The 24019-nt window shown below is 54.6% G+C and carries 16 protein-coding genes and 1 tRNA gene; 8 read left to right on the forward strand and 9 right to left on the reverse strand.

The window, feature by feature from the left end:
• Position 1: 1 nt before the first annotated feature.
• Positions 2–76, reverse strand: a tRNA-Val gene (locus LGH74_RS14155).
• A 272-nt stretch (positions 77–348) separates the two neighbouring features.
• On the opposite strand from LGH74_RS14155, the gene LGH74_RS14160 reads away from it, so the two are divergent.
• Positions 349–1272 (forward strand): TerB family tellurite resistance protein, encoded by a 924-nt coding sequence (locus LGH74_RS14160; protein ID WP_226176676.1) that lies wholly within the window; start codon positions 349–351, stop codon positions 1270–1272.
• Between the two features lie 86 nt (positions 1273–1358).
• Here the strand turns inward: LGH74_RS14160 and LGH74_RS14165 are convergent, their stop codons facing one another.
• The gene (locus LGH74_RS14165) at positions 1359–2504 is read right to left on the reverse strand and encodes a mechanosensitive ion channel family protein (RefSeq protein ID WP_226176677.1); all 1146 of its coding nucleotides are present in this window, start codon (positions 2502–2504) and stop codon (positions 1359–1361) included.
• A 41-nt stretch (positions 2505–2545) separates the two neighbouring features.
• Complete coding sequence (locus LGH74_RS14170; protein WP_226176678.1) at positions 2546–3775, reverse strand: Glu/Leu/Phe/Val dehydrogenase dimerization domain-containing protein; 1230 nt, start codon at positions 3773–3775, stop codon at positions 2546–2548.
• A 240-nt stretch (positions 3776–4015) separates the two neighbouring features.
• Between LGH74_RS14170 and LGH74_RS14175 the strand changes: the two genes are divergently transcribed.
• Positions 4016–4324, forward strand: a complete 309-nt coding sequence (locus LGH74_RS14175) for an ArsR/SmtB family transcription factor (RefSeq protein ID WP_129922283.1) — start codon at positions 4016–4018, stop codon at positions 4322–4324.
• Between the two features lie 260 nt (positions 4325–4584).
• Here LGH74_RS14175 and hemA read toward each other — a convergent pair whose 3' ends face one another.
• A complete protein-coding gene (gene hemA / locus LGH74_RS14180; RefSeq protein WP_226176679.1) occupies positions 4585–5856 on the reverse strand; it encodes a glutamyl-tRNA reductase in 1272 nt (423 codons plus the stop codon).
• 361 nt (positions 5857–6217) lie between these two features.
• Here hemA and LGH74_RS14185 point away from each other — a divergent pair, with 361 nt between their 5' ends.
• Entirely contained in the window at positions 6218–7429 is a 1212-nt protein-coding gene (locus LGH74_RS14185) for a sensor histidine kinase (protein ID WP_226176681.1), read from the forward strand.
• Between the two features lie 177 nt (positions 7430–7606).
• On the opposite strand, the gene LGH74_RS14190 is transcribed toward LGH74_RS14185, so the two are convergent.
• From LGH74_RS14190 to LGH74_RS14205, 4 genes are all read right to left on the reverse strand, one after another.
• Positions 7607–8686: a lipocalin-like domain-containing protein gene (locus LGH74_RS14190; RefSeq protein WP_226176682.1), complete on the reverse strand. Its 1080-nt coding sequence runs from the start codon at positions 8684–8686 to the stop codon at positions 7607–7609.
• Between the two features lie 194 nt (positions 8687–8880).
• Positions 8881–12438, reverse strand: a complete 3558-nt coding sequence (locus LGH74_RS14195; protein ID WP_226176683.1) for a T9SS type A sorting domain-containing protein — start codon at positions 12436–12438, stop codon at positions 8881–8883.
• A 47-nt stretch (positions 12439–12485) separates the two neighbouring features.
• Positions 12486–13808, reverse strand: a complete 1323-nt coding sequence (locus LGH74_RS14200; RefSeq protein ID WP_226176684.1) for a DNA/RNA non-specific endonuclease — start codon at positions 13806–13808, stop codon at positions 12486–12488.
• Between the two features lie 292 nt (positions 13809–14100).
• A complete protein-coding gene (locus LGH74_RS14205; protein ID WP_226176685.1) occupies positions 14101–14517 on the reverse strand; it encodes a hypothetical protein in 417 nt (138 codons plus the stop codon).
• Positions 14518–15718: 1201 nt separating this feature from the next.
• Between LGH74_RS14205 and LGH74_RS14210 the strand changes: the two genes are divergently transcribed.
• From LGH74_RS14210 to LGH74_RS14230, 5 genes are all read left to right on the forward strand, one after another.
• Positions 15719–18742 (forward strand): metallophosphoesterase family protein, encoded by a 3024-nt coding sequence (locus LGH74_RS14210; protein ID WP_226176686.1) that lies wholly within the window; start codon positions 15719–15721, stop codon positions 18740–18742.
• 101 nt (positions 18743–18843) lie between these two features.
• Entirely contained in the window at positions 18844–19695 is an 852-nt protein-coding gene (locus LGH74_RS14215) for a helix-turn-helix domain-containing protein (protein WP_226176687.1), read from the forward strand.
• 151 nt (positions 19696–19846) lie between these two features.
• Entirely contained in the window at positions 19847–21118 is a 1272-nt protein-coding gene (locus tag LGH74_RS14220) for an alpha/beta hydrolase-fold protein (RefSeq protein WP_226176688.1), read from the forward strand.
• Between the two features lie 117 nt (positions 21119–21235).
• Positions 21236–21775 (forward strand): hypothetical protein, encoded by a 540-nt coding sequence (locus LGH74_RS14225; protein WP_226176689.1) that lies wholly within the window; start codon positions 21236–21238, stop codon positions 21773–21775.
• A gap of 49 nt (positions 21776–21824) precedes the next feature.
• Positions 21825–22067, forward strand: a complete 243-nt coding sequence (locus LGH74_RS14230; RefSeq protein ID WP_226176690.1) for a hypothetical protein — start codon at positions 21825–21827, stop codon at positions 22065–22067.
• A 165-nt stretch (positions 22068–22232) separates the two neighbouring features.
• Here LGH74_RS14230 and LGH74_RS14235 read toward each other — a convergent pair whose 3' ends face one another.
• Positions 22233–23966 (reverse strand): FG-GAP-like repeat-containing protein, encoded by a 1734-nt coding sequence (locus LGH74_RS14235; protein WP_226176691.1) that lies wholly within the window; start codon positions 23964–23966, stop codon positions 22233–22235.
• Positions 23967–24019: the final 53 nt, after the last annotated feature.

A 24019-nucleotide genomic window follows, 5' to 3' on the forward strand; every position in this document is an offset into this window, starting at 1 on the left:
GTGGGAGATACTGGGTTCGAACCAGTGACCCTCTGCTTGTAAGGCAGATGCTCTGAACCAGCTGAGCTAATCTCCCGGGTCCCGTTTGGGAATGCAAATATGGCGGGTCGTTTTCGAATACGCAACCATTTAGGCAAAATTCCGGGTAGAAAATTCTTTCGGCAGTAGAAAAATACGCGCAACTATTTTACTATCAGAATTTTCTAGAATGAAGCGCCAAGAGACGAAGAAGCACTTTTAAGCCCCCACAGTAGACTGGTGGAAGAACTGCCTCGCATGGTTCAACCTAATCAGATAGTTGCCGTTAAGATTCCCGGTTTGTTCTCTCACCCATTTACCACTACGCACATGGCCGATACTCAACTTCTGCAAAACTATTCCGATCAGGAAAAAGCCGCTTACCTCAGTGTTATTGCCAGTCTGGCCTCGGCCGACCGCGAAGCTTCCGCCGCCGAAGTAGAGTTTCTGCAGCAGCTGGCGCACAGCGCGGGCCTATCGGGTGGCGCAACTCAGCAGGTGCTGACGGCCGCCAAAGATGCCTCCAACGAAAGCATCAAGCAGAACCTGGATGCCCTACGCGGCAGCGACCTGCGCTTCTCGCTCATTACCGACCTCATCAGCTTTGCCCGTGCCGACGGGGCTTATTCCAACACGGAAGAGGAAATGGTTAATAAAATGGCCGCTTACCTCGGCGTAAATCAGCAGCAGACGCAGGCCCTGGAATCGGTAGTAGACCAGGCCGCGGCCGTGCCCCACGATGCCAATGACCCCGGCAAGCAGGGTTTTCTGAGCGGCGTAACCGATAAGCTGGCCAGCGTAGGCATTCCCAAAGGTGCGCTGATGGCCGGCCTGCTTGGCGTGGTAGCACCCATGGTTATTTCGGGCGTTATGAACCGCGGCGGCCAATCGTCGGGCGGCATGGGTGGTATGATGGGCGGCGGCTCAATGGGTGGCCTCCTCAGCGGTGCAGCTGGCAGCATGATGGGCGGCGGCTCTATGGGCGGTCTGCTCGGCGGCCTACTCGGTGGCGGCCTGCTGGGTGGTGCAATGGGCGGCAACTCCGGTGCCGGTGGCGCTTACGGCAACCTGCCGCAGCAAGGCTCACACGTAGGTAGCGGCGGCTTGGGCTCCCTGATGTCGATTCTGGGGGGCCTGGGTGGTCAGCCCGGCTCGGCACCTCGTAGCGCCGGCGGCAGCGGCCTCGGTGGCTTGCTCGGTGGCGGTGGTGGCGGCCTTGGTGGCCTGCTGGGCGGCCTGCTGGGCGGCCGCTAGGCTAACGACATAGTCTGAAAAACACAGAAAGGCCCCGGCAATGCATTGTCGGGGCCTCTCTGTGTGGTTCCTGTTCGTACGTAAAGCTACAAAACGTGCTGCTCCGAGGACTGCAGGCCGCGCAGCCGGTCGGGGTTCGGGAGGTGCACGATGGTCGTGCCGGTGCTGGCAAACGTGCCACCGTGCTTTTCGACCAGCTCCACAAGCCGGTAGTTTAACTCCTCCTTCACGTTCAGATACTCTTCGTAGTCAGTAGTTTCCACGAAGTACTGCACCGTTACTTCCTTGGCTGCCGGCGTGAGGGCCGAAAACTTAATCTGCACATCGTCCTTGGTGAGCGGATAGTCCTGAATGGTCTGCTGAGCATCCTGTACAATGCCGCGCAGCTGCTCACTCGTCGTGGCGTGGCTTAGGGCCAGCGTGAACGTAACGCGCCGGGCCGTGCGCAGGCTCAGGTTATCCAGGGGCTTGTCAATCATGGACTTATTGGGCACCGTGACGTAGCTTTTTTCGGCCGTGCGCAGGCGGGTGCTCCGAAACCCGACTTTCTCCACGGTGCCCGTTACGCCCCCAACTTCCACCAGGTCGCCGACGGCAAAGGGCCGGTCGAGGAAGATGGTGAAAGAGGCAATCAGGTTTTCGAGGCTTTCTTTGGCTGCAAAAGCCACTGCCAGGCCACCGATACCCAACCCACCGATAAGAGCCGTGACGTTGACGCCAAATACGCGGCTGAGCATTACCAGAAAGGCCATCGTGAGCACCAGCACTTTCAGCAGGTCCTTGGCGAAGGGAATGAGCTGGTCGTTGAGGCGGGAGGTGTTCGTCTCAGCGCGGCGGCGAAACACCAGCACCATAAAATCGACGAGGCGCAGCGCAATCCAGGCCACACCGAAAATAATGCCCAGCTGATAGAGCCGGAACAGCGCTACCTGCGGCCAAGGCTCATTGCGCTTCAGCTCGGAGCTGTGCACGGGGTAGTCGAGCACCTGAAACGCCAGATACACCGTGACCAGAAACACTACGATGGCTACCGGCTGAATCAGCAGGGCCTGAAACTGCACCTCGCTCACGCCCTCGGTCCGCTGCCGGATAAAGCGGAACACGAGCTTCGACAATAGTTTCGACAGCAGCGTTTTAAAGACATAGCCGAACAGCAGAATACCCGCACAGGTCAGGTATGCACCGATGTTGTTGCCTAGAAAGCGAATGTTCAGAATTTCGTGCAGCGACATTTGATGACCTTCTTAATCAGCAATAAACAACTAGGCCAAAGCTATACCAGCTGGCGCAATGCCATCTCAAACGACTTCTGGGCTACGCCGGTCGTGCTGTCGCCCTGCTGACGGGTGCGCTCCAGGGCCCGGCGAATAATGCGTGAAGTATCGTCGAAGATGGCTTGGTCGGTAATTTCGGCGTTGGTTTCCATCAGGTAAGCAAATACCCGGGCCATGCCGCAGTTGGCAATGAAGTCGGGAATGACGCTCACATGCTGGTCGGCATATTCGCCGGTGGGGCCGAAGAAGATTTCGGGGTCGGCGAAGGGCACATTGGCTCCGCAGCTCACTACTTCCAAACCGCTGCCAATCATCTGCTCCATCTGCTCACGCGTAACGAGACGAGAAGAGGCCGCCGGCACGAAAATTTCCGCGCCCGAGCTCCAGATGCGCTGGTTGATTTCTTCAAACGGTAGCATATTATTGGCCGTTAGGGCATTGCCTTGGCGGTCGAGAAACAGCTGGCGAATTTCGGCCAGCGAGAAGCCTTCGGGCTTGAGCAGCCCACCGGCCCGGTCGATGATGCCAGTAATAAGCGCACCCTGACTAGCTAAGTAATAAGCCGCGGCCGCGCCCACGTTGCCCCAGCCCTGAATCATGGCGCGTTTACCCCGCACGTCGCGGCCACCCCAGAGCTCGTAATAGTGGCGCACGGCCTCGGCCACACCGTAACCCGTAATCAGGTCAGCAATGGTGTAGCGGCGGCTCAGGTCGGGCGTAAAGGCCAGGTCTTCAATCACCTTAATCACGCCTAGGCGCAACTGGCCCAGTTTCTGAATTTTCTGGGGCTCGGTGGCGCGGTAGTGGCCATTTACCACGCCTTCCTGCGGGTGCCACAGGCCGTAGTTCTCCGTAATCGGAATTACGTCGTGAATTTCGTCCACGTTCAGGTCGCCGCCGGTGCCGTAGTAGTTCTTGAGCAGCGGAATCACGGCGCGGTACCAGCGCTCCAGTACGCCCCGCTTGCGGGGGTCCTGGGGGTCGAAGTTGATACCGGATTTGGCGCCGCCGATGGCCGGGCCGGATACGGTGAACTTCACTTCCATCGTTTTTGCCAGACTTTCTACCTCCCGCTTATCGAGACCCTTGCGCATGCGGGTACCGCCGCCGGCCGCGCCGCCGCGCAGCGAGTTGATGACGACCCAGCCCTCGGCTTCAGTTTCGGCATCTTTCCACTCAAAAACGATTTCAGGGCGCTTGTTCTCGAACTTAGCCAGCAGGTCTTTCATCAGCAAAAGAAGGTAAAGGAATAGATGGGAGGAAATATTTGTGCAAAGGTAAGCAGCCCTCCACAAGCAGGCAGGGTCTTTGTGCTCCGTCAATAAAAAGGCCTTTTTCCTGGCAGAATTACCGTTTAAATCAAATTTTCTCCGCAAAATCCTCCGAAAACGGAACTCTTGGAGCCCGGAATATCGTATTACGCATATTCCTGCCCGAACCACCCGTAGGACCACCGTTGTAACTGTCCCATGAAACCATTGCTCTCGCGCGTAGAATCCAAAAAAGTAGATAAGGCCGCCGCCATGCTCAAAGTGCTGGCTCATCCGAAGCGCCTTGCCATCGTCGATTTGCTCGGCAAAGAGGATAAGATGACCGTAACGGAAATTTACCGTTCGCTCGACTTACCTCAAGCCATTGCTTCTCAGCATCTTATTACGCTGAAAGACCGTGGTATTCTATCTTCCTTCAAAGTAGGCACCAAGATCTACTACTCGTTATCCATCCCGAAATTGCTCGACGTAATCGACTCGCTCGAAGACTGCTGCGACTCGCTGTAGTGCTCAGTAGTGCTCAGGACGTTTTTTCCGCCGGAAAAATGAAAAAGGACCGCCCAACGACGGTCCTTTTTCGTGAATATGATTTTGGCGTTGTCGGGGCAGCCGGATATATGCGTAACTGCGCATATATATGGCCCGGAGCCGGTGCGCTGATCCTGCTAAAGTGAAAAGTCCCAACGCTTATGGCAGACGTTGGGACTTCGTAATTATGGGCGCAATGGGTAGTCGGCAGATACTGAGCCGGCTACACGCTGAGCTGGCTAGGCAGGCGTGGTCTGGTTTTCCAAGTCAAACAAGTCGGTGAGTACGTCGATGAGCTGGTCGGCTTCACCACGCTTGCAGGCGGCTTTGAGCTGTAGTACGGGCTGCTTCAGGATCTTCTGCATCAGGGACTTCGTGACTTCGTCCATGCGGCGGGCTTCCTCGGGGCTCATCTTCTTCTGGAAACGGTCCATTTCCTCCTGCCGAATCTGCTCCAGCGCGTTCTTGAGCTTCTGAATGGTGGGCGACACCATCATTTCCTTGGTCCAGTCGGAAAGGCCGGCAATGCTTTCGGCAATAATGGCCCGCACGTGGGGCACGGCAGCCAGGCGCTGTTCGAGGGCCGCCGAAGCTTTGCTCTGGATAGCGTCGATGTTGTAGACCAGTACGCCAGGTACCTTTTCCACGTCGGCCTCGATGCTGCGCGGTACCGAAAGGTCGATGAAAAACTTATAGCTGAGCACATCCAGATGCTCCACCATTTCGCGGGTGAAGAAGGGTGTGTCGCGGGAAATTGAGGAAATAACCACATCGGCTTCCTTCATTCCCTGCACCAGGTCCTCGAAGTTAAGAACGGGTAGGCTACACTCAGCGGCCAGAACTTCGGCCTTGGCGCGGGTGCGGTTGCAGAGCGTAACGTGGGTGAAGACCTTGCTGTCGGCAAAATGGCGGCACACATCGGCCCCGATTTCGCCTAGCCCCACCACTAGTACACGCGGGTTGGCTACGTCGGCGGTCAGCTCTTCTACCAGCTCCAGGGTGGCGTAGGAGGTAGAAGCGGCGCCGTCGCGGAAGCTGGTTTCCTGCTGTACGCGCTTGTTGGTAAAGAAGATAGTGTGCAGCAGGCGGTGCAGAAACGGCCCGGCGGCATCTTCGTCGGCCGACCATTGGTAGGCCTGCTTCACTTGGTTGCTGATCTGTAGGTCGCCGACTACCTGGGCATCGAGGCCCATAGCGACTTCGAACAGGTGCTGCACGGCATCCTGGTAATCGTCGAGGATGTCGAAGTACGGAAAGTACGAAGCTACGCTGCCCAGGCCTTTGAGTTGACCGAGGGCCTCAATAATTTCGGGACTCTGGTCACGGTCGGCGGCGTAGTAGACTTCCGTGCGGTTGCAGGTACTTAGCACGAGCAGGTCGGTAAGGCCCAGGTCGTGGTGCAGGGTGTGCAGAAAGCGGCGGCAGGCAGCTTCGTCCAAAGAAATCAACTCCCGGATTTCGAGTGGGGCTTTCTTGAAGGATAAACTAACGGCCTTAAATGGATGGAGCATAGCTGGGGCTACGGCGTATTGTAGAACGCAAAATTACGGCGTAAATCGATAGTCTGAAACAGTTGAGACGGGCTGCGGGTTCGGCTGGGTGCTATAGTAGTTGCGAAAAATGCTTATTGGCCCCATACAGGCAGATTGTGGGGAGGCCAGCTGCGGAAAATCATTTCACTTCCTGACTAAAATCATCCGTAGACTCGGCCAATGGCGGGCTTTGGTTGCCTCATTCTCTGGCCTGCGCCCGATAATATGCTAGTGGCCCCGGATATAACCCCATCGGGTTTCTGCCGTTAGGACCGCACACGCGCCAAGGAAGTTTGGGGCTGCTTACCTTCGTGAGGAGTGATTCTCCGCCTACTCGTTCATGGCTATTTTTTCGATTCCCCGGCAAGTGTTACCCATCTACGACCAAAAGTCCCGCATCAAGCTCGGTATCCTAGCTGGGGCCATTCTCATTGCCGCGGCCACGGTGGTGTATACCAACATTCTGGTGAAGCGCCTCTCGGAGCGGGAGCAGCAGCAGATTGACCTCTACGCCAAGGCCCAGCGCTTCATTATCAGTTCGGAGGTAGACTCAAACACCAATTTCGTATTCGAGGAAATTATCAATGCCAATAATACCATTCCCATCATCTTCACCGACGGCGACGCCAACATTCTGGGCACGCGCAATGTGGACGTGCCCAAAAACGCGTCGGAGAAGCTGGTAAATGCCTTTCTGCGGCGCGAAATAGCCGTCATGAAGTCGCAGCACCCGCCTATCGTGGTGAATTTGGGGGCTGGGCAGCGTAATTACATCTACTACCAGGACTCGCAGCTACTCACCCAGCTCCGGACCTACCCGCTGGTGCAGCTGGCCGTTATTGCCTGCCTGGGCGTAATGGCGTATTTCTCGTTCAGCTACTCGCGCCGAGCCGAGCAAAACCGCGTGTGGGTGGGCCTGGCCAAGGAAACAGCCCACCAGCTCGGCACGCCGCTCAGCAGCCTGATGGCCTGGCACACTTACCTCAAAGACTCGGAAAAGTGGAAGGATGAGCCCATTGTGGACGAGCTGGGCAAGGACGTGCGGCGGCTGGAAATCATTACCGAGCGGTTCAGCAACATTGGCTCGGTGCCGGTACTCAAGGATGAAAACATCCTGCAGGCCACCAAAAACGCCATTGCCTACCTGCAGAGCCGGGTGTCGAAAAAGGTCATCTTCGAAATCAAGACCGACCTGCCCACCGACACGCCCGCCCAGATCAACGTACCGCTGTTCGACTGGGTAATTGAGAACATCTGCAAAAACGCCGTGGACGCCATGGACGGCAAAGGTCACATTACGCTGCACCTGCGCCGGGCCACCAAAGGCAAGCAGCTCATTGCCCTCGACATTACCGACACCGGAAAGGGCATCCCGAAAAGCAAGATTGAAACGGTATTCCTGCCGGGCTTCACCACCAAAAAGCGTGGTTGGGGCCTGGGCTTAGCCCTGGCTAAGCGCATCATCGAGAACTACCACCAGGGCCGCCTCTACGTGCGCTGGTCGGAAGTAGGCAAAGGCACCACGTTCCGGGTTGTGCTGAAGGGCGAATAAGGGTGAATCAGTCAGTTTGTGTCATTGTGAGCATTCTGCGCATGAAGCAGAAACGAAGCCATCCGTCCTCTACAATGAGCTAAACGCTTTACCCAGAAGCCCTTTCCTGCCACGTGGCAGGAAAGGGCTTCTGGGTAAAGCGCATGTCGTACTCCTCCCAAAGACAGACTATTCTACTCACGGCTTCACTTTTTTTACCGCACCTGGATTCGTGATTTCCACGTAGCTGTTGCCGGTTACCGGCTGGCCGTTATGGGTGCCGGTTACTTTGCACATGCCCTCCCAGTAATGCAGGTTGATGGCCTTGAATAGGCGCAGGCTCAGCTCCTGGTTGGGGATAACGGGCTCGATGAGCAAATCGTAGCCCTGACTAGGGATGCGCAGCCGCCACTTGATGGGGTAGCGCTGCTTGGAGCGGGGGCTGAGCCAGTATTCCAGCGGCTCCAGCTGAATATCGGAACCGGCGAGGTGGGTATTCTGATTTTGAGCCGAGTAGTGTGAACCGCCACCGAGGCTTTCACCGGTAATGTTGTTACGAAGCTGATAAGCCATTATTTCCTCCCGGGGCTCGTTGAGCTGAATGCTGAGCCAGTCCCAGCCGGTATCCTTAGCCAGCACCGAGTTGCAATTCCACTGCCGGTCGTACCACAGCTCGCCTTCCACCTGCCGTAGCTTGCCATCTACCTCTATAGTGCCGGTCGTAGCCAGCCGCGAGTAGCTATAATAGCCGGCGCGGGCCACGGGGCCATACTGCTCGTATCCGGTGCCGCCGTGCAACAGAATGGGCTTGGCGGGCGTGGTTACGAGGTTGATGGCATGGCCGGCTACATTGGTCATACGGGCCTGCAAATGGTAGCTGCCTTCCTGCCCGGTAAGAGTCCATTGCTGGTCTTTCTTCTCCACCAGTAAGTTGAGCGGCAGGGTAGGCGCCAGCAGCTGCGGCAGACTCTCGAGCTGGTAGTCGTAGCGGAACTGCTTCCGTTGCGGGTCGGTGAGGGCAAAGTTCACCATCTGCCAGTCCTTCTTACCGGTGGGGTTGAAGTGGAAGAAAACGTACTCCACACCGTAGGTTTCCCCGGTAGCTTTGTCGCGCAGGTGGCCAGTGAAATACCACCATTCCAGGGAGTTACGCAAGTGAGGTGCCTCTTCCTGGGGCAGTTGGGCCCGCTCCAGAAACACATCATGCTTATTGGTTGGCTTAAGGGCACAGGCGGTAGCTAGGAAAAGGAGGAGAGTAGAAAGCAGTAAGTTCTTCATGCCCCCGAAAAAGGATTTTCGGGGGCAAAAGGTTTGAATGCTGCAAACAATAGGTAGTAGGATAATGCGAAAAAAGCCCGGTCTAATCGACCGGGCTTTTTGATGCCTATGCATGCGTTAAGGACCTGTTGCAGCACCTTAAACTGTTAGGCGTAGTAAAAGTAGGAATGCTAACTATCCGTTCCTACTTCTGCTTACTCTACCTGCAGGCGAGTCGCATTACTACCGCAACGTACCAAGTACATACCAGGAGCAATTCCTGTTAGAGAGACTGGTTGAGTGGTCGAGATGGTCCGTAATACTCGCCCCGTTAAGTCTAGTATCTGTGCCATGGCAGCAGTAGCACCTTCAATGCGTACTTGGCTATGTGCTGGGTTAGGCACCACTCGCAAAGAAACTAATGTTTTAACTGGCTCATTAGTCAACACGACTACTTGCGAATAGCTAGCCGTCCCGTCCGTGTCTACCTGACGAAGGCGGTAATACAACTTTGGGGAGGATTGTACCGCGTTAGCATCAGCGTAGGTATAAGTAGACTCTGTTGTCGTTGTACCTCGTCCGGTTAGCGTAGCGATGCGCGTGAAGGTCATTCCGTCAAAGGCACGCTCAACTTCAAACTTGTCGTTATGTAGCTCTTGAGCAGTTTTCCAGCGTAGCACTACCGAGGATTGCTGCATCTTGCCAGAGAAATGTGTTAGCTGCACGGGCAGCGGGGCGGGCACCTGCTGGCGCACGACGGCAAAGGTGGTGCCCACTCTGAGCCCGTCGAAGAGCAGCGGCGAGGTATTGCTGCCCTGGCGCAGGGCCACGGCGCCGATGTTCAACGGGGCCGAGGAAGCCGCTTCCGTACTGGTCGCGCCGGCGGCCGTGGGCTCACTGGTGCCCGGATTCACGTACAGGCGCGTTTCCGTGCCGCTGCTGCCAAAGCTGTAGCGCACCACCAGCAGGTAGGGCGTGCCCGTCTCGTACTCGGTGGCATCGTACACGGCGGCCGTGCCGCTGCCACTCACGCCAAACTGAATTTTACCAGCGGTGGCCGCGGGCTTGACCAGCACGCGGGCCCGGTAGGTGGTGCTGATCGGGTCGGGTCCCAAGTGGAAAAAATAATCGGCACTTGGGGAGCTATTTACCTGCACCAGGAAGGAAGCATACACGGGCGTACCGGGCGCCACGGGCGCAAAGGTGCGGTGTACGTCTTCGCCCGTGGCCGTCAGGGAGGCTGCGTTGCCGCCCGTAGCATTGTAATCAGCCCGGCTCAGGCCGGCCGCGCTGACCAGTACCGGGTTGCTCCCGCCGCCGTTGTGGGCCGCCCAGCCGTGGTCGGTGAGCGGGTCGGCGGCTACGTAGAGGAAGTTTTCCTCCAGTAGTAGCTGCGCCGGCTGCGGCGGCGTGCTGAGTGTGAGCGTGCCCGGGTCCTGGGTACGGTAGTTTTCCGCCCCGGTCGTGTTAGCGTCGTTGTAGTCGAAGACGGCAAAGGTGTATTCCGTGTTGGGCTGCAGGCCCGTGACGGTCACGCTCGTGCCGGCGCCGGCGTAGAGCACGTACACGCCCGGGCTGGGCTGGTCACCCTGACCCAGCGTGGCGTTGCCCGCGTAGGTCGTGCCGTCCGTGGGCAGCGTAAGCAGGTCGGCGGCCTGGGTTACTAGGATCAGGCGCTTGCTGCCCGTGCCGCCGCTGGTAGTCAGCAGCACCGAGGTGGGCGTGAGCTGGCTGGCCGTCAAGGTTGAGGACTGGCTGGGCTCGGCGGCCAGCGTCACCGGGGCCGTGGTAAAGGAGAGCTCCTGGCCGTAGCTGGTGCCTACCTCGTTGGTAGCGTAGGCCCGCACAAAGTAGCGCGTGTTGGGCTGCAGGCCGGTGAGCTGGCTGACAAAGGCGCCGGCTCCGGCCCCGTCGAGGGTGCTCAGATTGTTCAGGGTCGGACTGGCCGTGGTAGCATACACCACCCCGCGCTCGGTGACGGCATCATTGCCTTCCGAGCTAACCGTGCCGCCAGTGACGGCCTGCGTAGCCGTAATGCCCGTAATCGGAGCCGTCTGCACGGTGGCCGGGTAAATCGGGGCCACGCCGGTGCCGGAAACGGCCACCGGGTCCTGGGCGGGGACGTCGGCCGAGCTGACGGGTATGACGTCGCTGTAGAGCTGGGCCAGGGCGGGCACGAAGCGCACGTCGATGACGGTGCGCGTCAGCGTACCGGCCTGGGGCGTGAGCGTGATGGCGCAGCAGGCAAAGACGCCCGTGCCGGTGCGAATCTCAAAGCCGGGCGGGGGCGTGAAGGTCACCGTGCCGGTCAGGTTGCTGCCCTGCACTGCCACGGGCTGGCTGCCCGAGGCCGAGCCCACATACACACTGCCGAAGTCTGGCACGGTCAAGGGCGTTATGGTCAGCACGGGCGGCGGGGCCGTCACCGAGACAGTAATGGGGGCACTCGTGCCCACGATACTGCCGCAGGTGCTCGTGGCCCGCGCTACCAGGTAATAGGTGCCCGCCCCGCCGAAGTCGGCGCCGCGCAACTGGTAGCTGGCACTGGTCGCCCCGCTGATGGCGGTGGTGAAGGGGCCGGCCGCGTTGGTACTATAGGCCCAGACGAACGTGGAGGCCGCCGTCGAGGTGGCCGTCAGCGTGGCGCCCGTGCTGGTGGTGGTTACCGCCTGGCTGCCCGTGGGCGTAACACTCACGGCGTTGGTGGCCGGGGGCGTGGTCACGGTCAGGTTGGCGGTGTTGGACGTGCCGGCCGTGCTGCTGGCCGCATGCACGACCCGGACCCGGTAGCCGGTGCCGGCGCTGGTGCCAGCTGGTAGCGTAGCGGCAATCGGGCTGGTGCTGCCCTGCCCGATCAGGCCCGCGGTCAGCGCGGCCGGAAAGGTGCCCGTAGCCGAGGAAAGCTGCACGGCAAAGGTGCCGCTGAGCCCACCTGTACTGGTAAAGGGCACCGAGAGGCTGCTGCCGGTGGTGGCCGTCACGCAGAACGGGCTGCCGGTCACCGTGCCCGTGGTAATGGTGGGTGTAACCGGGTTGCCGGACAAGGTGGGCGTGAGCACCAGGTTATCCAGGCCCAGGCCCTGGCCGTTGGTGCTGCCGCCGCTGCCCACGTAGGACCAGCGCAGGTAGATAGTCGAGCCGCTGGCCAGGTTCAGGCCAGTCAGCGTGGTAGTTTTGGAAACACTCGTGGGCGGATTCACCGGCGCGCCGGTGGTGGCATCGGCCGCGTAGCTCTGCGTCAGGGCCGTCAGCTGGGTCCAGGCGCTGCCATCGGGGCTGGTAAAAAACTGCCACTCGAAGGCGCGGGCGCCGAGCCGGTACTTTTCTACGTCGTAGGCTACGGCCAGGTCCGTCAGGGTGGAGCCGGAGGTGTTCTGCACAGCCAGCAGAATGCTGCGCGGTGAGCTGTAGCTGCCCGAGGAAAGAAAGCCCAGGCCCCGGTCCGTCGAGCTGCTGTTCACACCAGCGGCATAGTTATAGGCCCCGCCCGAAGAGTTACTGCTTAGCGCGCCCGTGCCGGTGGTGCCGGCCGCCTGGGTCGTGGCCGCCGTGTTGTTGGTATTGGCGTAGGTCGGCGCCGAGCCACCCGCCAGCACGAAGCCCGCAGGCAGCGCGGCTGTGCCGCTGCTGCCCAGCTCATCGAAGGTGATGGTGACGGGATTGGCGTCGGGCAACAGCAGCTGGGCCTGGCTGCCAAAGGGCAGCAGCCACAAACTTAGCAGCAGGGCGAAGAGCGCCGGCCGGCCGGAACCACGCAGAAAGGAAGAGGGCATAGCAAGCGGGGCCAAACGGCCGGGAAGGCGAAAGGAAAAGAACTGGCTCATTGGGTCGGACCGTTATCAATGGCGGCTTCGACAATTTCCTGCACGGCGGTGGGCAGGGAGGACAGCAGATCCAGGCCGGTGGCCTGCTCAATGGAATCGACCGAAACGCGGTACTGGCCCCAGTTAGAGGTTAGACCCTGCTCATTGGGGGTATTGATGGCGATGATGCGCGTGCCGGCGGTGCCCACGCGGGAGATGTCGTTCGTGCCGGTAGGCAGCACGACGATGACTTTCCAGACCCGGCTGGGGACGCGGACTCGGCCCTGGTCGATGGTTTGGGCAAAGCCGTTAGAGCCAGTCCCGCCCTGGCCGTAGCTGCCCATGATGATGTAGAGCTCGTTACCCTGGCCCACCAGGGTGCGGCCGTAGTTTTCCAGCGCGGCCCAGGTAATCTGGTTGTTGTTGGGCGCCTGGGGAATCATGTTGGTCATCAGAAAGGTCGCCGAGTTATCGGCCACCGAGCTGGTCCGGTCCGCTGAGGGCGTGTTGTGTCCCCGGTCAAAGCCCGAGCCCGAGTAGCTGCTGCTGCCGACCTGGTACCAGCCGGCAGGCAATTCAGTGTCGGCCCGGAAATTATCCTGGCGTGGGGTACTGCCCAGCCAGACCGGAGCCAGATACCAGCTCACCCAGTTGGGCTTGCCCTGGTCGCGGTGGTAGGACAAGGCAAACTGGGGCTTGCGCATCAGGTAGTTCGTGGGGGAGTTCACATCCGTCACGGCCCCACTGGGGTTGCCCATCGTCAGATGGTCGTTGTCGCCGGCCACCGGCGGCGGGGTAACGGTAAAGGGCGTGACGGTGAAGTCGTCCAGGTTGAGCAGGGCGTCCCCGCCCGAAACCTTGCGCAGCTCGAAGCGGATGGCGCCGGGCACGTTGACGGCGAAGGAAGCGGTCTGCAGCGCGGGCGAACTGGCCAGCACGGTGGAGCCGGCCTTGATCCAGGTGTTGCAGCCGCAGCTCTGGCTCTGGTAGAAGAGTTCGAAGGCCGAGCTGGCCTCCGCCCCGTAGAGGGCGTGCTGCACCGTGACGGTGGACGCGCCGTCGGGCAGGAAGAAGCCCATGGTGAGCTTGCCGGCCTGGGTCAGGCGCGGGGCCTGCAGGCCGTTCTTGTGGTCCAGGGCCGAGGAGCCCAGCAGCGCGTCGTCGAAGGTCCAGCTGCCGGTGCTCAGCGTGACCGGGCCGGCGGGGTAGGTGGTCTTGCTCCCTGTTTCAAAGGATTCCCGCGTGGTGGTCTGCGCCTGGACTGTCAAAGGCCCCGCCACGAAGGACACGACGAAGGCCACCAACCAGAAACAGCGGGCGCGCCGGTAAGAGTGTTTCATACTGAAAAAGAAATAAGAAGAAACCACCGCACATCTGCCCAAAAGGCTCATCAGCAAAAATAGCACGATTATGTTACGTGAACATTACGCACATGCGGTCATTCTGTGGATACGACATTATTCTGCTGTGTGAATATGTTAAAAATAAGATATAGGGTAATTAGTTGCTTAAGAATTAAGGGTCTAGCGAAAACACAAAGAAGCCCCGTAACCAAGGCTACGAGGCTTCTAAAAAACGATTTATTACAGCCGAACCCCGATGGTCAAGTCATTTGACTCACCGGGTACTTGCCTACGCGGTTAGGGTAGCGCGGTGGGCAGTGACCTCAGTTATGAGGTCTTGCACAATAGGTAGTTGTGGTTCAAGCAGGGCCTTTTCTAGCTCACGCTCTACCAGTAGTTCGGGTCCGGATTTGGTCTGCCGCCGCATCAGTTCATCGCGGCGGTCAGTTTTGCGGCGTAGTTCATCACCTAGGGCATCACGATCATTACTAGCATCCATAGTTGCCAAGGCTGGAGTAATTGCAGTGATATAGGTATTGAGGCTATTCAGTTCATTGCTGAGTTCAATAGTTGCGCCTTCAGCATTGGTTGTACGGAAAACGGTTTCTTGCCCACGGAAGGTGAGCACAGCAATCTTCTCGTTTGCTATTTCCAACAAGGCATCACACTGAGCACGAGTCTTGAGGAGAGAAAGGGAATACGGCATCTTAATACAGAGAGTTAAAGTTTAAATTTTCACTTGAATTGCTCCTTGTCCGGCTATAGATAAAAGGATTTTCTAAATATATAATATATATTATATAGTGCAACTATATTTCTTCTAAAGCCTTTATCTCTGCCTCTAGACCGCGCAGCTTTGCAAACAGCAAAAACCGCTCAGTAGTGGTGAGCGGTGGGGGAGTGGTAGATGTATCCTTAGTCAGGCGTTCCAGCCACAGCAAGTCTTCGACGGGGTCAGGAGTTGCACCCATGAAAGTCATGCGTGAAGATGTGGACATCATTGGGTCATGCGGCGCAAGAGCTGTGCGTAACACTTCCAAAGCCCACAAGCGGCGGGCGTGGTTCTGGGTTGGGCGCTTGAGTTGCCCCAATTGGAAACGCAGCTTTACGGCATAAAAACGACATCGTCGCAGCCGCGTCTCAATACTTTCTTGGTCAATGCTACCTGGTAAGTCTGTCGCTAGAGCTTCGGGGAGGTCAGGGTCTGTACTTGTGGCAAAGGGTGGCGGGGTTGGTCCCTGGCCATCGGGCGGCGGTAAGTAGCGGGCTAGAACCCACAGCTTATGACGCGGGGCATCAGCAAAGTCGCGCCGGCCAGCTTCCACTTCTGATACTAATGACCGGCTAACGTCTAGAAAACGAGCCAATTCGGCCTGTGTAAGGCTGAAATGGGCACGCACAATAGAAGATAGGCTGGAGGAAAAGATGGAGCGACGTGGCAAGGATAGAAGATAAATTGAAATGTTGTGTCAAATAAATAAAAATAAATTCATTTGACACGATATTGTGTCAAATGGACAAAAATAATTTTGATTGACACAGAAAAGTGGCAGATAATATGTGAGTATATATATAATGAGTTGCACATACCGGTAGAATATGTGTAATCGATGATGGAGAGACTATATATGGCTCAAGCTAAACTATTATTTCTGTCAAGTACTCGTGTCATTGTGCGTGTAATTACTGCTTATATGCTTGGCTATTAATTAATTACATGGTTTGAGCTATTGACAATAGAAACTTTGATAGTTGCATGGCTTTGTTAAAAAAACAACACACATGTGTTTGTATTTATATTCGACTACAATTTGAAAGACAAGCACATTCAAGCTATATTGAGCTTCTGTTTCCTGTTTACACAAACATGAGAGGCAATAACATGCCTCTTATAATTACAACCAGTCATGAGAATCATTCACCTATCTGACATTCACCTTTCGACTCAAAATATCGATAGTTTTGATCAGTACTACATTAATGCAATTGTTAAGGATCTGAAAAATTTAAATCAGCAGAAAGAAATCGATGCAATTTGCTTAACTGGTGACCTAATAGATAAAGGAGGCGCTTTTTTCGAACCAAAGCAAGATAACTATGAATTCTTTATGAAACGCTTTTGGGAGCCAATAGCAACACAAGTGGGGGTCGACACTCATAAACTATTTATAATACCAGGTAATCATGATATTGATGAAAGCAAGATAGAGGCTATTTATGAGAAAGGGTTGTCTGCAAGTTTGAAAACAATAAGTGATATTGATGCCTATGTTATAGAGCATAGTGCTGATAGTAGATCTAATATAAATCGCCAGGATGAATTCAAAAAGTTTGAAAATCGTATATATATGCACCGTGCTAATTCATTTATAACAAATTTTGAGTCTTGCCATGTTTTAGATCTGTCTATTGGAAAGATAGGGTTTGCTTGTTTGAATACAGCATGGAGGTGTTCTAGTAAACTTCCTGTTAGTGATTTGGTTTTTGGTACAGTGCAAATAAGAAGAGCTGCCAAAAAATTAAAAGATGCTGGCTGTGAATTTATTATTGGTTTAATGCACCATCCATTAGATTTCGTTAGTGAAATAGAAAAAGACGAGGCAGAGATATTGTTGAAAAATCTTGGGTATGATACAGTTCTATTTGGACATACTCATCATGGTAAATCAAGCCTCAATACAGGTAATGATGGATCTTTATTCATTTCTACATCAAGAACGGGTTTTTCTGATGCATTACAGCCAATTGATACCTTCAGGCCTGGGTACACTGTAATAGACTTTGATTTTGATGGCTCAAAAATTGAATGCTATTATCGTAAATACATACATTCTCGGAATGAATTCGATAAGGATGTTGATCTTGCAAGAGATGGATACCATGCATTTGAAATGAAATCGGGCGATTCTATTAAAAAAAAAGAATATAATCTAGTGGTTAATGAAGAGCTATCAACAGTAGATAATCATAAAACATATGCATTGTCCGATGGTGATAATGCAGATGCTATATATAAAGCTATAGAGATTTATCGACAGGAGTCATTAAAGTTAAATTATAGCAGTACTGTCGAGGACTTTAAATTCATCAAAAATATTGAAAAGGAGATTTTCAATAACCTTGCATTTCCACTGAATGAAAAAATAAGAAATATTCCTGCGCTGCAAAATAAGTTTATTGAATCACTTTTTGAGAGAATATATACTGCTGAGGAGTTCGATAGTAATGTACTTCGAGATATACAGCTAGTAAGGGATGATAAAGAATCTTACAAGTGGTATGAAAGAAAATTGATTATAAATTCAATAGCATTATCTCTGATGTCATTTAAAAAGTTTAGTCCGAAGAAGGTTGATTTGTTGATAGATTTTTTGACTGATTTTGAAAAAAATGTTTGGAAAAATGCATTGACAGGTTTGGTGTTTTCTCTCTTATATAATGTAAATAAATGGGAGAGATTTACCAATCTAAAGGAACGGTTGACTAGTTTGCAACACTTAGATAAAGTGCAATCAGGCCTATACAATATTGAACAGATCTTGAGAATGGAGTTATATAAAAATAATTTTTCTTATGAAAATGTATACAAGTTGCCTTTTTTCAATAAGCCTTCGAGCTATTTTCTTCCTTTTTATAGTAAAAATCCGATACTCACTTATGCATTAGATGTCAATGAGGCAAATGTTGATACAGATGCTTTCGAAAAGGATATGGAAAAAACCCCGTTTCTTGATAGCTACAAATATGCATTATGCCTTGCTGTGCAAAACGGATCATTGTCAAAAAGAAAACTTAAAGGCAAAGCGGTGTATAATTATATTAGCAAGTTGAAAATAGCCACAATATTACATCCCTATCAAAACTTAGTTACTGAATACTATAGCTATTTTAAATATTATCCCTTGTCTAATATCAGTGAATTATTTACATCTAGTTTGAGTATCAATGAAACAAAACTTAAAAATGTGATACTTGAAAAATCAAATGCGCTTGAAATAAATGCAGAAGCAAAGATGCATGCAAAAGATTATAAGGGTGCTATAAGTTCTTTATTGGATCTGTTAAAAATAGACGAAAAAAATTATGGAGGTAATCTTAAAATTGCTACTTGTTATTTGAGTTTGAATAAACCTGATGCTTTTAGCGCTCTGAAATTTCTTAAAACAGTACATGGTGTTAATCCTGATAATGTGAGAATTATTTTGAAAATGGCAGAGTGTTATAATGTTGCTAATCGAGAAAATGAAGAGCTAGGAGCGCTTAATGATGTATTGAAAATAGAGCCTAATAATAGAACTGCTATTCTTAATATTGGTCATTTTTATGCTAAAAAAGAAGATTGGGATAAAGCTATAACCAACCTTAAGCGAGGTGTAGAGTTTTTTCCTAAATATTATAATATGGTATACTTATTGGCTATTTCTTATTATAATAATGCGGATTATGCTAATGCAAAAATATATGCTTTCAAGGCACAGCCATTGGCGGATGAGAAAGAAACTGTAGAGATAAACTCTTTGCTTAATGGAATATATCTGTATTTTAAAGAATATGAAGAAGCTATCAAATACGCTAGTTTAGCATTTGAGGCAGATACAGCTAATGCAGAAAACATTATGTCTTTGGGACGAACATTAATGTTTGGGCCTAATGCCGATTTGGACAAAGCAAGGATATATCTTGTTCGTTCTGCTGCAAAGAGGCAATCCGATATGGATTATGGGAATCTTGGTCATCTTGAGCTTATTGCTGGTAATGTTTCAGTAGCTTTTGAAAATTATAAAAAATCACTGAATAAGTTTAATAATGTTCTTGATTTTAAAAATAGTATGAAAAGAGATGAGCATCTTATGATAGACTCTGGCATTAGTGTAGATAGTTACCATAATATCACAGAGGCAATTACTGCGGATTTTATAGCTGCTAATTGATAGGTGCTTTATTAAAGCATTAATAGTGGGAGTGTCAGTTCTATTGCTGCCACATTTGTTGCTGAAAGCTGATTTTTCCATCCTTTCAAATGGAGGTTTTTATGAAATGGATTCCTGCCAAGCTGCGCATTATCCGTCAGGAATTCCGAATGACGCAGCTGGAACTGGCGCAGGCCAGCGGTTTATCCCAGCGCGACATCAGTCAGCTGGAAAACGGCCGGAAGGAAGGCTTGCCCAAAGAGTTTATTCACTTTCTGCATACCCGGGGCGTCGATCTTAACTGGCTGTTTGCCGATTCGACTCCGGCCGAGGCTAATGCAGTGGTTTTTTCCGGGTCGGTAAAGAAATATGCCACCGCCGAAGACCAGCCGCTGACTGCGCTGGCCCAGGAGGAAAAACCCGTGGGCTACCGCCCCGCTAAGCAGCCGGTAGCTTCAGTCCCGGCCACTATCAGTATGGTCGATGAGGCCGCCCGGCAGCACTACCCAGCCCGGCACGCCGACCTAGCATTTTGCCAAGACCTGCCCGCGCTTACGCTGGCGTTGCCGGAAGTGGCCCAAGGTCTGTTTCGTGGCTTTCAGGTACCAGACGCGGCTATGGAACCGGCTTTGCTGGCCCACGACTGGGTTATTGCCCACCGCGAGCTGCCCACGGCCCCACCCGAGAGTGGCACCGTTTGCGTGGTGGTAACGAAAAGCGCGCTGCACATCCGGCGCGTGTTCGGCTCCGGCACCAACCAACGCGTGCTGCTGCTCAGGGCCGATGCTGGCAATGAGCCCGAAACCGAGTGCCCGCTCACCGATATCGTGGAGCTGTGGAGCATGCGGGGCCGGCTGAGCTTTCAGCTGACGGCGGCTGGCCAGGGTTCTGAGCAAAAGACTGCTACACTGGAAGCCAGCCTGCAGGACTTGCTGAGTCGGGTGCAGCGCCTGGAGCAGGGCGGTAAAGCATAGACAGGGCCGCCTATTGCTTACCGGGCCGGAGGGCCAGGCCAACGGCACGACTTTTTTAGCTGCTGTTGTAACCTTCGCTATACTCGGGAGTTTCCGCCGCATCACCTCCGTTTCTATTGCTATGTGTCCTTATTATTCATTTTGGCAACTAATGAAGCTACTTCTGCTGCTGTGCGGCGTACTGCTACTGGGTAACCTGCACGCCCAAGGCCTCTGGCCGGCCGCCCACATCCGGCAGATTCAGTCCCGCGTTCTGAAGGAGCAGCGCACCTATACTGTGTATGTGCCCCAGAGCGCCCACGATTCTCTGGTGGGCCGGCAGCGCTACCCGGTGCTGTACGTGCTCGACGGCGAATCGCAGTTTCAGAACACTGCCACTGTTCTGGAGCAGCTCAGCTGGCAGCGGGTGTTGCCCGAAGCCATTATCGTGGCCATCCATAATACCGACCGAATCCGGGACCTCACGCCCACCCACATTAAATCGGGATTGTACATGGACCAGCGGGGCGCGGCCACTTCAGGCGGCGGTGAAGCCTTCACCCGCTTTCTGCAGCAGGAGTTGATGCCGCGTATCGACTCTACCTACGCCACGGCGCCGTACCGTATGCTCATCGGCACCTCGCTGGGCGGGCTGTTTGTCGTCAATACCCTGCTGCATCATCCCGACCTGTTTCAGGCTTACGTCGCCATCGACCCCAGCCTCTGGTGGGACGACGCCAAACTGGTGCGGGAGGCCGGTAACCTGCTAGCCCAGCCCAAGTTTGCCGGCAAAACGCTGTACCTGCCCGTGGCTACGGCCTTCAAGGAGGCCGGCGATACGGTGGCCGCGGCGGCGCGCAATACCGTGGAGCGCCGCGCCTTTCTGGCCATTCCCGATTTCATCACGGAGCTGCGCAAGCACCCGGCGAGCGGCTTGCGGTGGGCGGCTAAGTACTACCGCACCGAAGGGCACAACTCCGTGCCGCTGCCCGGCACCTACGACGCGCTGCGCCATGCCTTTAGCACACATCAGCAGCTTTCTATCGACAACGTAGCGCTGCTGGAACCGGCCGTAACTAAGCTGAGGGCACCGGTCCTGCAAGACTCACTGCTGGCGGTGTGCCGAGCTGTGTCGCGGCAGCTGGGCTACACTGTGCGGCCCCCGGAGGCGCTGGTCAACCGCCTGGGCTACACATATCTGGCGCGGAAAGAGTTTGCGGCGGCCCGGGCCTTTTTCCAGCTAAACCAGCAGAACTACCCCGACAGCTTCAACGTGTACGATGCTATGGGTGATTATTACAGCGCCGTCGGCGACAAGCAGAATGCCACCCGAGAATTCAGCAAAGCCCTGACCATCTACCAGTACTCCGAAACCCGGCAGAAGCTCCAGACTCTGCAGGCAAAGGGAGGAGGCAAAAATGTCCGCAACCCTGATTCTCGCTAATACGGTATCAAACCCGTGGCTGCCTGATTTACTTAGATGTCTCATTTGCTCGCCCGTCATCTGTTGGCTGCCGGCTTCTGCCTACTGCCTTTGCATGTGCTGCACGCTCAGCCGGCAGTGAAACGTACACCCCTGCACACCTTTTTCCAGCAGAACTACGACAGCACCATTATCTACCATAGTGGCTCTAACTGGAATAATTCGCCCAACTACCTGATTCTGGCCAAGCACCAGGGGCAGCTCTATTTTTTCACGTATACCAGCCCTTACCGTGACGCTACGGGCAAGTACTACCCGGGCCGGCTTACCGGAAAATTTGCCGCCCAGGATCAGGTCTTCCGCGCTACGGTACCTGATACCAACCGCTACCTGTTGCCCCAACCGCTCAGGCCAGTTACGTTGCAGCGCGCGTGGCAACAGCTGCGCCCCGGCCAGTTGTGGCGGGTGCAAGATGACCAACAGACTCCGGCAAACACCGCTACCTGCGTAGTAGAGGATGCCGACGACAACATATTTTACCTCATTGACCGGCAGACCATTCGCGCCGCCTCGTTTTATGCCCCGGACTTTTACGAGCAATGCCTGGGCAAAAACCCCGGCCGGCAGCAGGCCATCAAAGCCCGCACTATCTTACAGGCGCTTACTCGCTCGGAATAAGGTGGTAAATAGCTGTCCTGTATCTGTTTCAGCCTTTTAGACTTGTTTCATGCAGTATTTCCACGACACTCTGCTCCGCTACGGCTTTGTGCAGCAGCGGCCGGGCTTTTATACCCGCCCTAACACCGCCGCGGCTCAGGGCGGCCCTATGTTCTGCACTACCGGCGAAGATGGCCGCCCCCGCAAGCTGCTGCTCTGGCAGCGGGGCCGCATTCTGGCCCAGGGCGACGTCGTCACGCTCTCGGCCCTGGAGCAGATTCTGCAACGGGTGCTGGGGGCGGCGGTGGCGTAGCGCGGACGTCAGTTCTGGCAAGTCGCTCACCCCGGCAACGAGCAGTGTAGTTTACTCAGGGCAGTATAGCACTGAAAAACCCCGGCGCTGGCCTGGCACAGTATGCCAAAGCGGCTCCCCATTACTGATGAGGAGCCGCTTTCGGATAGTAGCCGTGTTCTGTCGTTATTCGATTAGCAGGCGCCGGGTCTGGCTGCCACAACGAACCAAATACATTCCGGCAGGCAGCTCAGCGGGTAGCGCAAGCTGAGCCTTTCCCTCCACAGTGGCGGTAGCCGTGAAAACCAGCCGCCCTAGGGCATCGAGTACGCTTAGCGGAGCATAAGGCGCCGCTCCAGTGAGGGTGGTATGCCGAGAGGCGGGGTTGGGAAACAACGCCAGGCTGCCTCCCGTGTGTCCGTTGCCGGTAGCCAGCACTTGAGGATGGTTTAGGAGTACGCCGCCCTGACGTTCGTAAACGTAGAGTACATCCAGGTCCTTATCTCCATCCACGTCGCCCAACACCACGCTCTTGGCGCTGGAAGTTTGTGTTGTATAACTCCGGGTTCTACCCAAGACGCCGTGCCCGTCGTTGATAAAAACAGTGATTGAGCCAGGACTATTCGTACTTATAACCATATCCAGGTCGCCATCCCTATCTACGTCACCGAGTGCTATACAATCGACCCCGCCTGAAGGTCCATTATCTATATTGACCACGTACCCACTGGTAAATAGCCCGTTGCCATCATTGAACCGTACGAGTATTAAGTTGCCAGCGCCCATAATTAAATCCAGGTCGCCGTCCCCATCCACGTCGCCGGCTTCTATCATTTTGTAGCCACTGCCTACGCTTACTTCCTGGTTTCCGCTAAAGATACCGCTACCATTGTTGAGCCGCACACTCATAGTAGCCTGCCAGTCAGGGTGAAATATGTTAGTCACCATCATATCCAGGTCGCCGTCGCCGTCTATATCGCCCAGTTTGAGGTCTATAGACTCGCTAGCGTAAGGCGTACCAGATATAATGGCTCCTACAGACACGGTTTGATTGCCTGTGAAGATGCCTGTTCCATCGTTGATGCGCACAGCTACCGTCTTATCAGGGTTAAGCACAAGAAAGTCCAGGTCACCGTCCGCATCCACGTCACCCACTTGTAAGTAATAAGGATAAGATCCTGCGGCCACATCCTGACTGTTGCTAAAAGTGGCGTTGCCATTGTTGAGAGATACACGCACAACACGAACATTGCCATAGCCATAGGCAACGAGCATGTCCAGGTCGCCGTCGCCATCTACGTCAGCCAGCGCTATATCCATCGGATTCTGATTGGGGGAACTTAATTCCTGGCTGTTGCTAAACACACCTTGGCCATTGTTAAGCCCTATGTGCATTATGTTGTCGTACCGGCTGGCCGTAACGATATCTAAGTCACCGTCGCCGTCCAAATCACCCGTTACCAGGCTGTAGAGCGCGCCTCTAAGAAATACATTGGAGCTAGCTTGGAAGTTGCCGTTGCCAGTACCCCCTACGGCGGTGGTAAACTGCCCTACCTGTGGCTTGGCCAGCGGGCCAGTGCTGCTGGCTGCCGTCTGGGTAATGGTATACTGCACGGTTTCACCCGGCATAAAGGGCGAAGTACCAGGTGAGAATGTTAGCGTAGAGCCGCTTACGGTAGCGGGTGAAGCTCCGGTGCGCCGCCCGCCCCGCTGGCTGCTGAATACCTGCAGAGCACCGGCGGAGGCCGGCGTGAGCGGCTGGCTGAAAGTAACCGTGACTGGGCCGGTAGGGGAGACCGTTTGGGCATTGACACTGGGCACAACCGCCGTAATGGTGGGTCCCTGGGCTCGTCCGAACAACGGTGGGACCAGTAATAAGCAACTGACTACTAACCGGCTTAGGGTAAAGCGGTGGTTCATTGGAGTATAATAAAAGTGGACCGCCGCAAAAAGATAGTCAGGAGGCTAGGGCA

This window comes from Hymenobacter lucidus (assembly GCF_020447265.1).
Classification (GTDB): Bacteria; Bacteroidota; Bacteroidia; order Cytophagales; family Hymenobacteraceae; genus Hymenobacter; species Hymenobacter lucidus.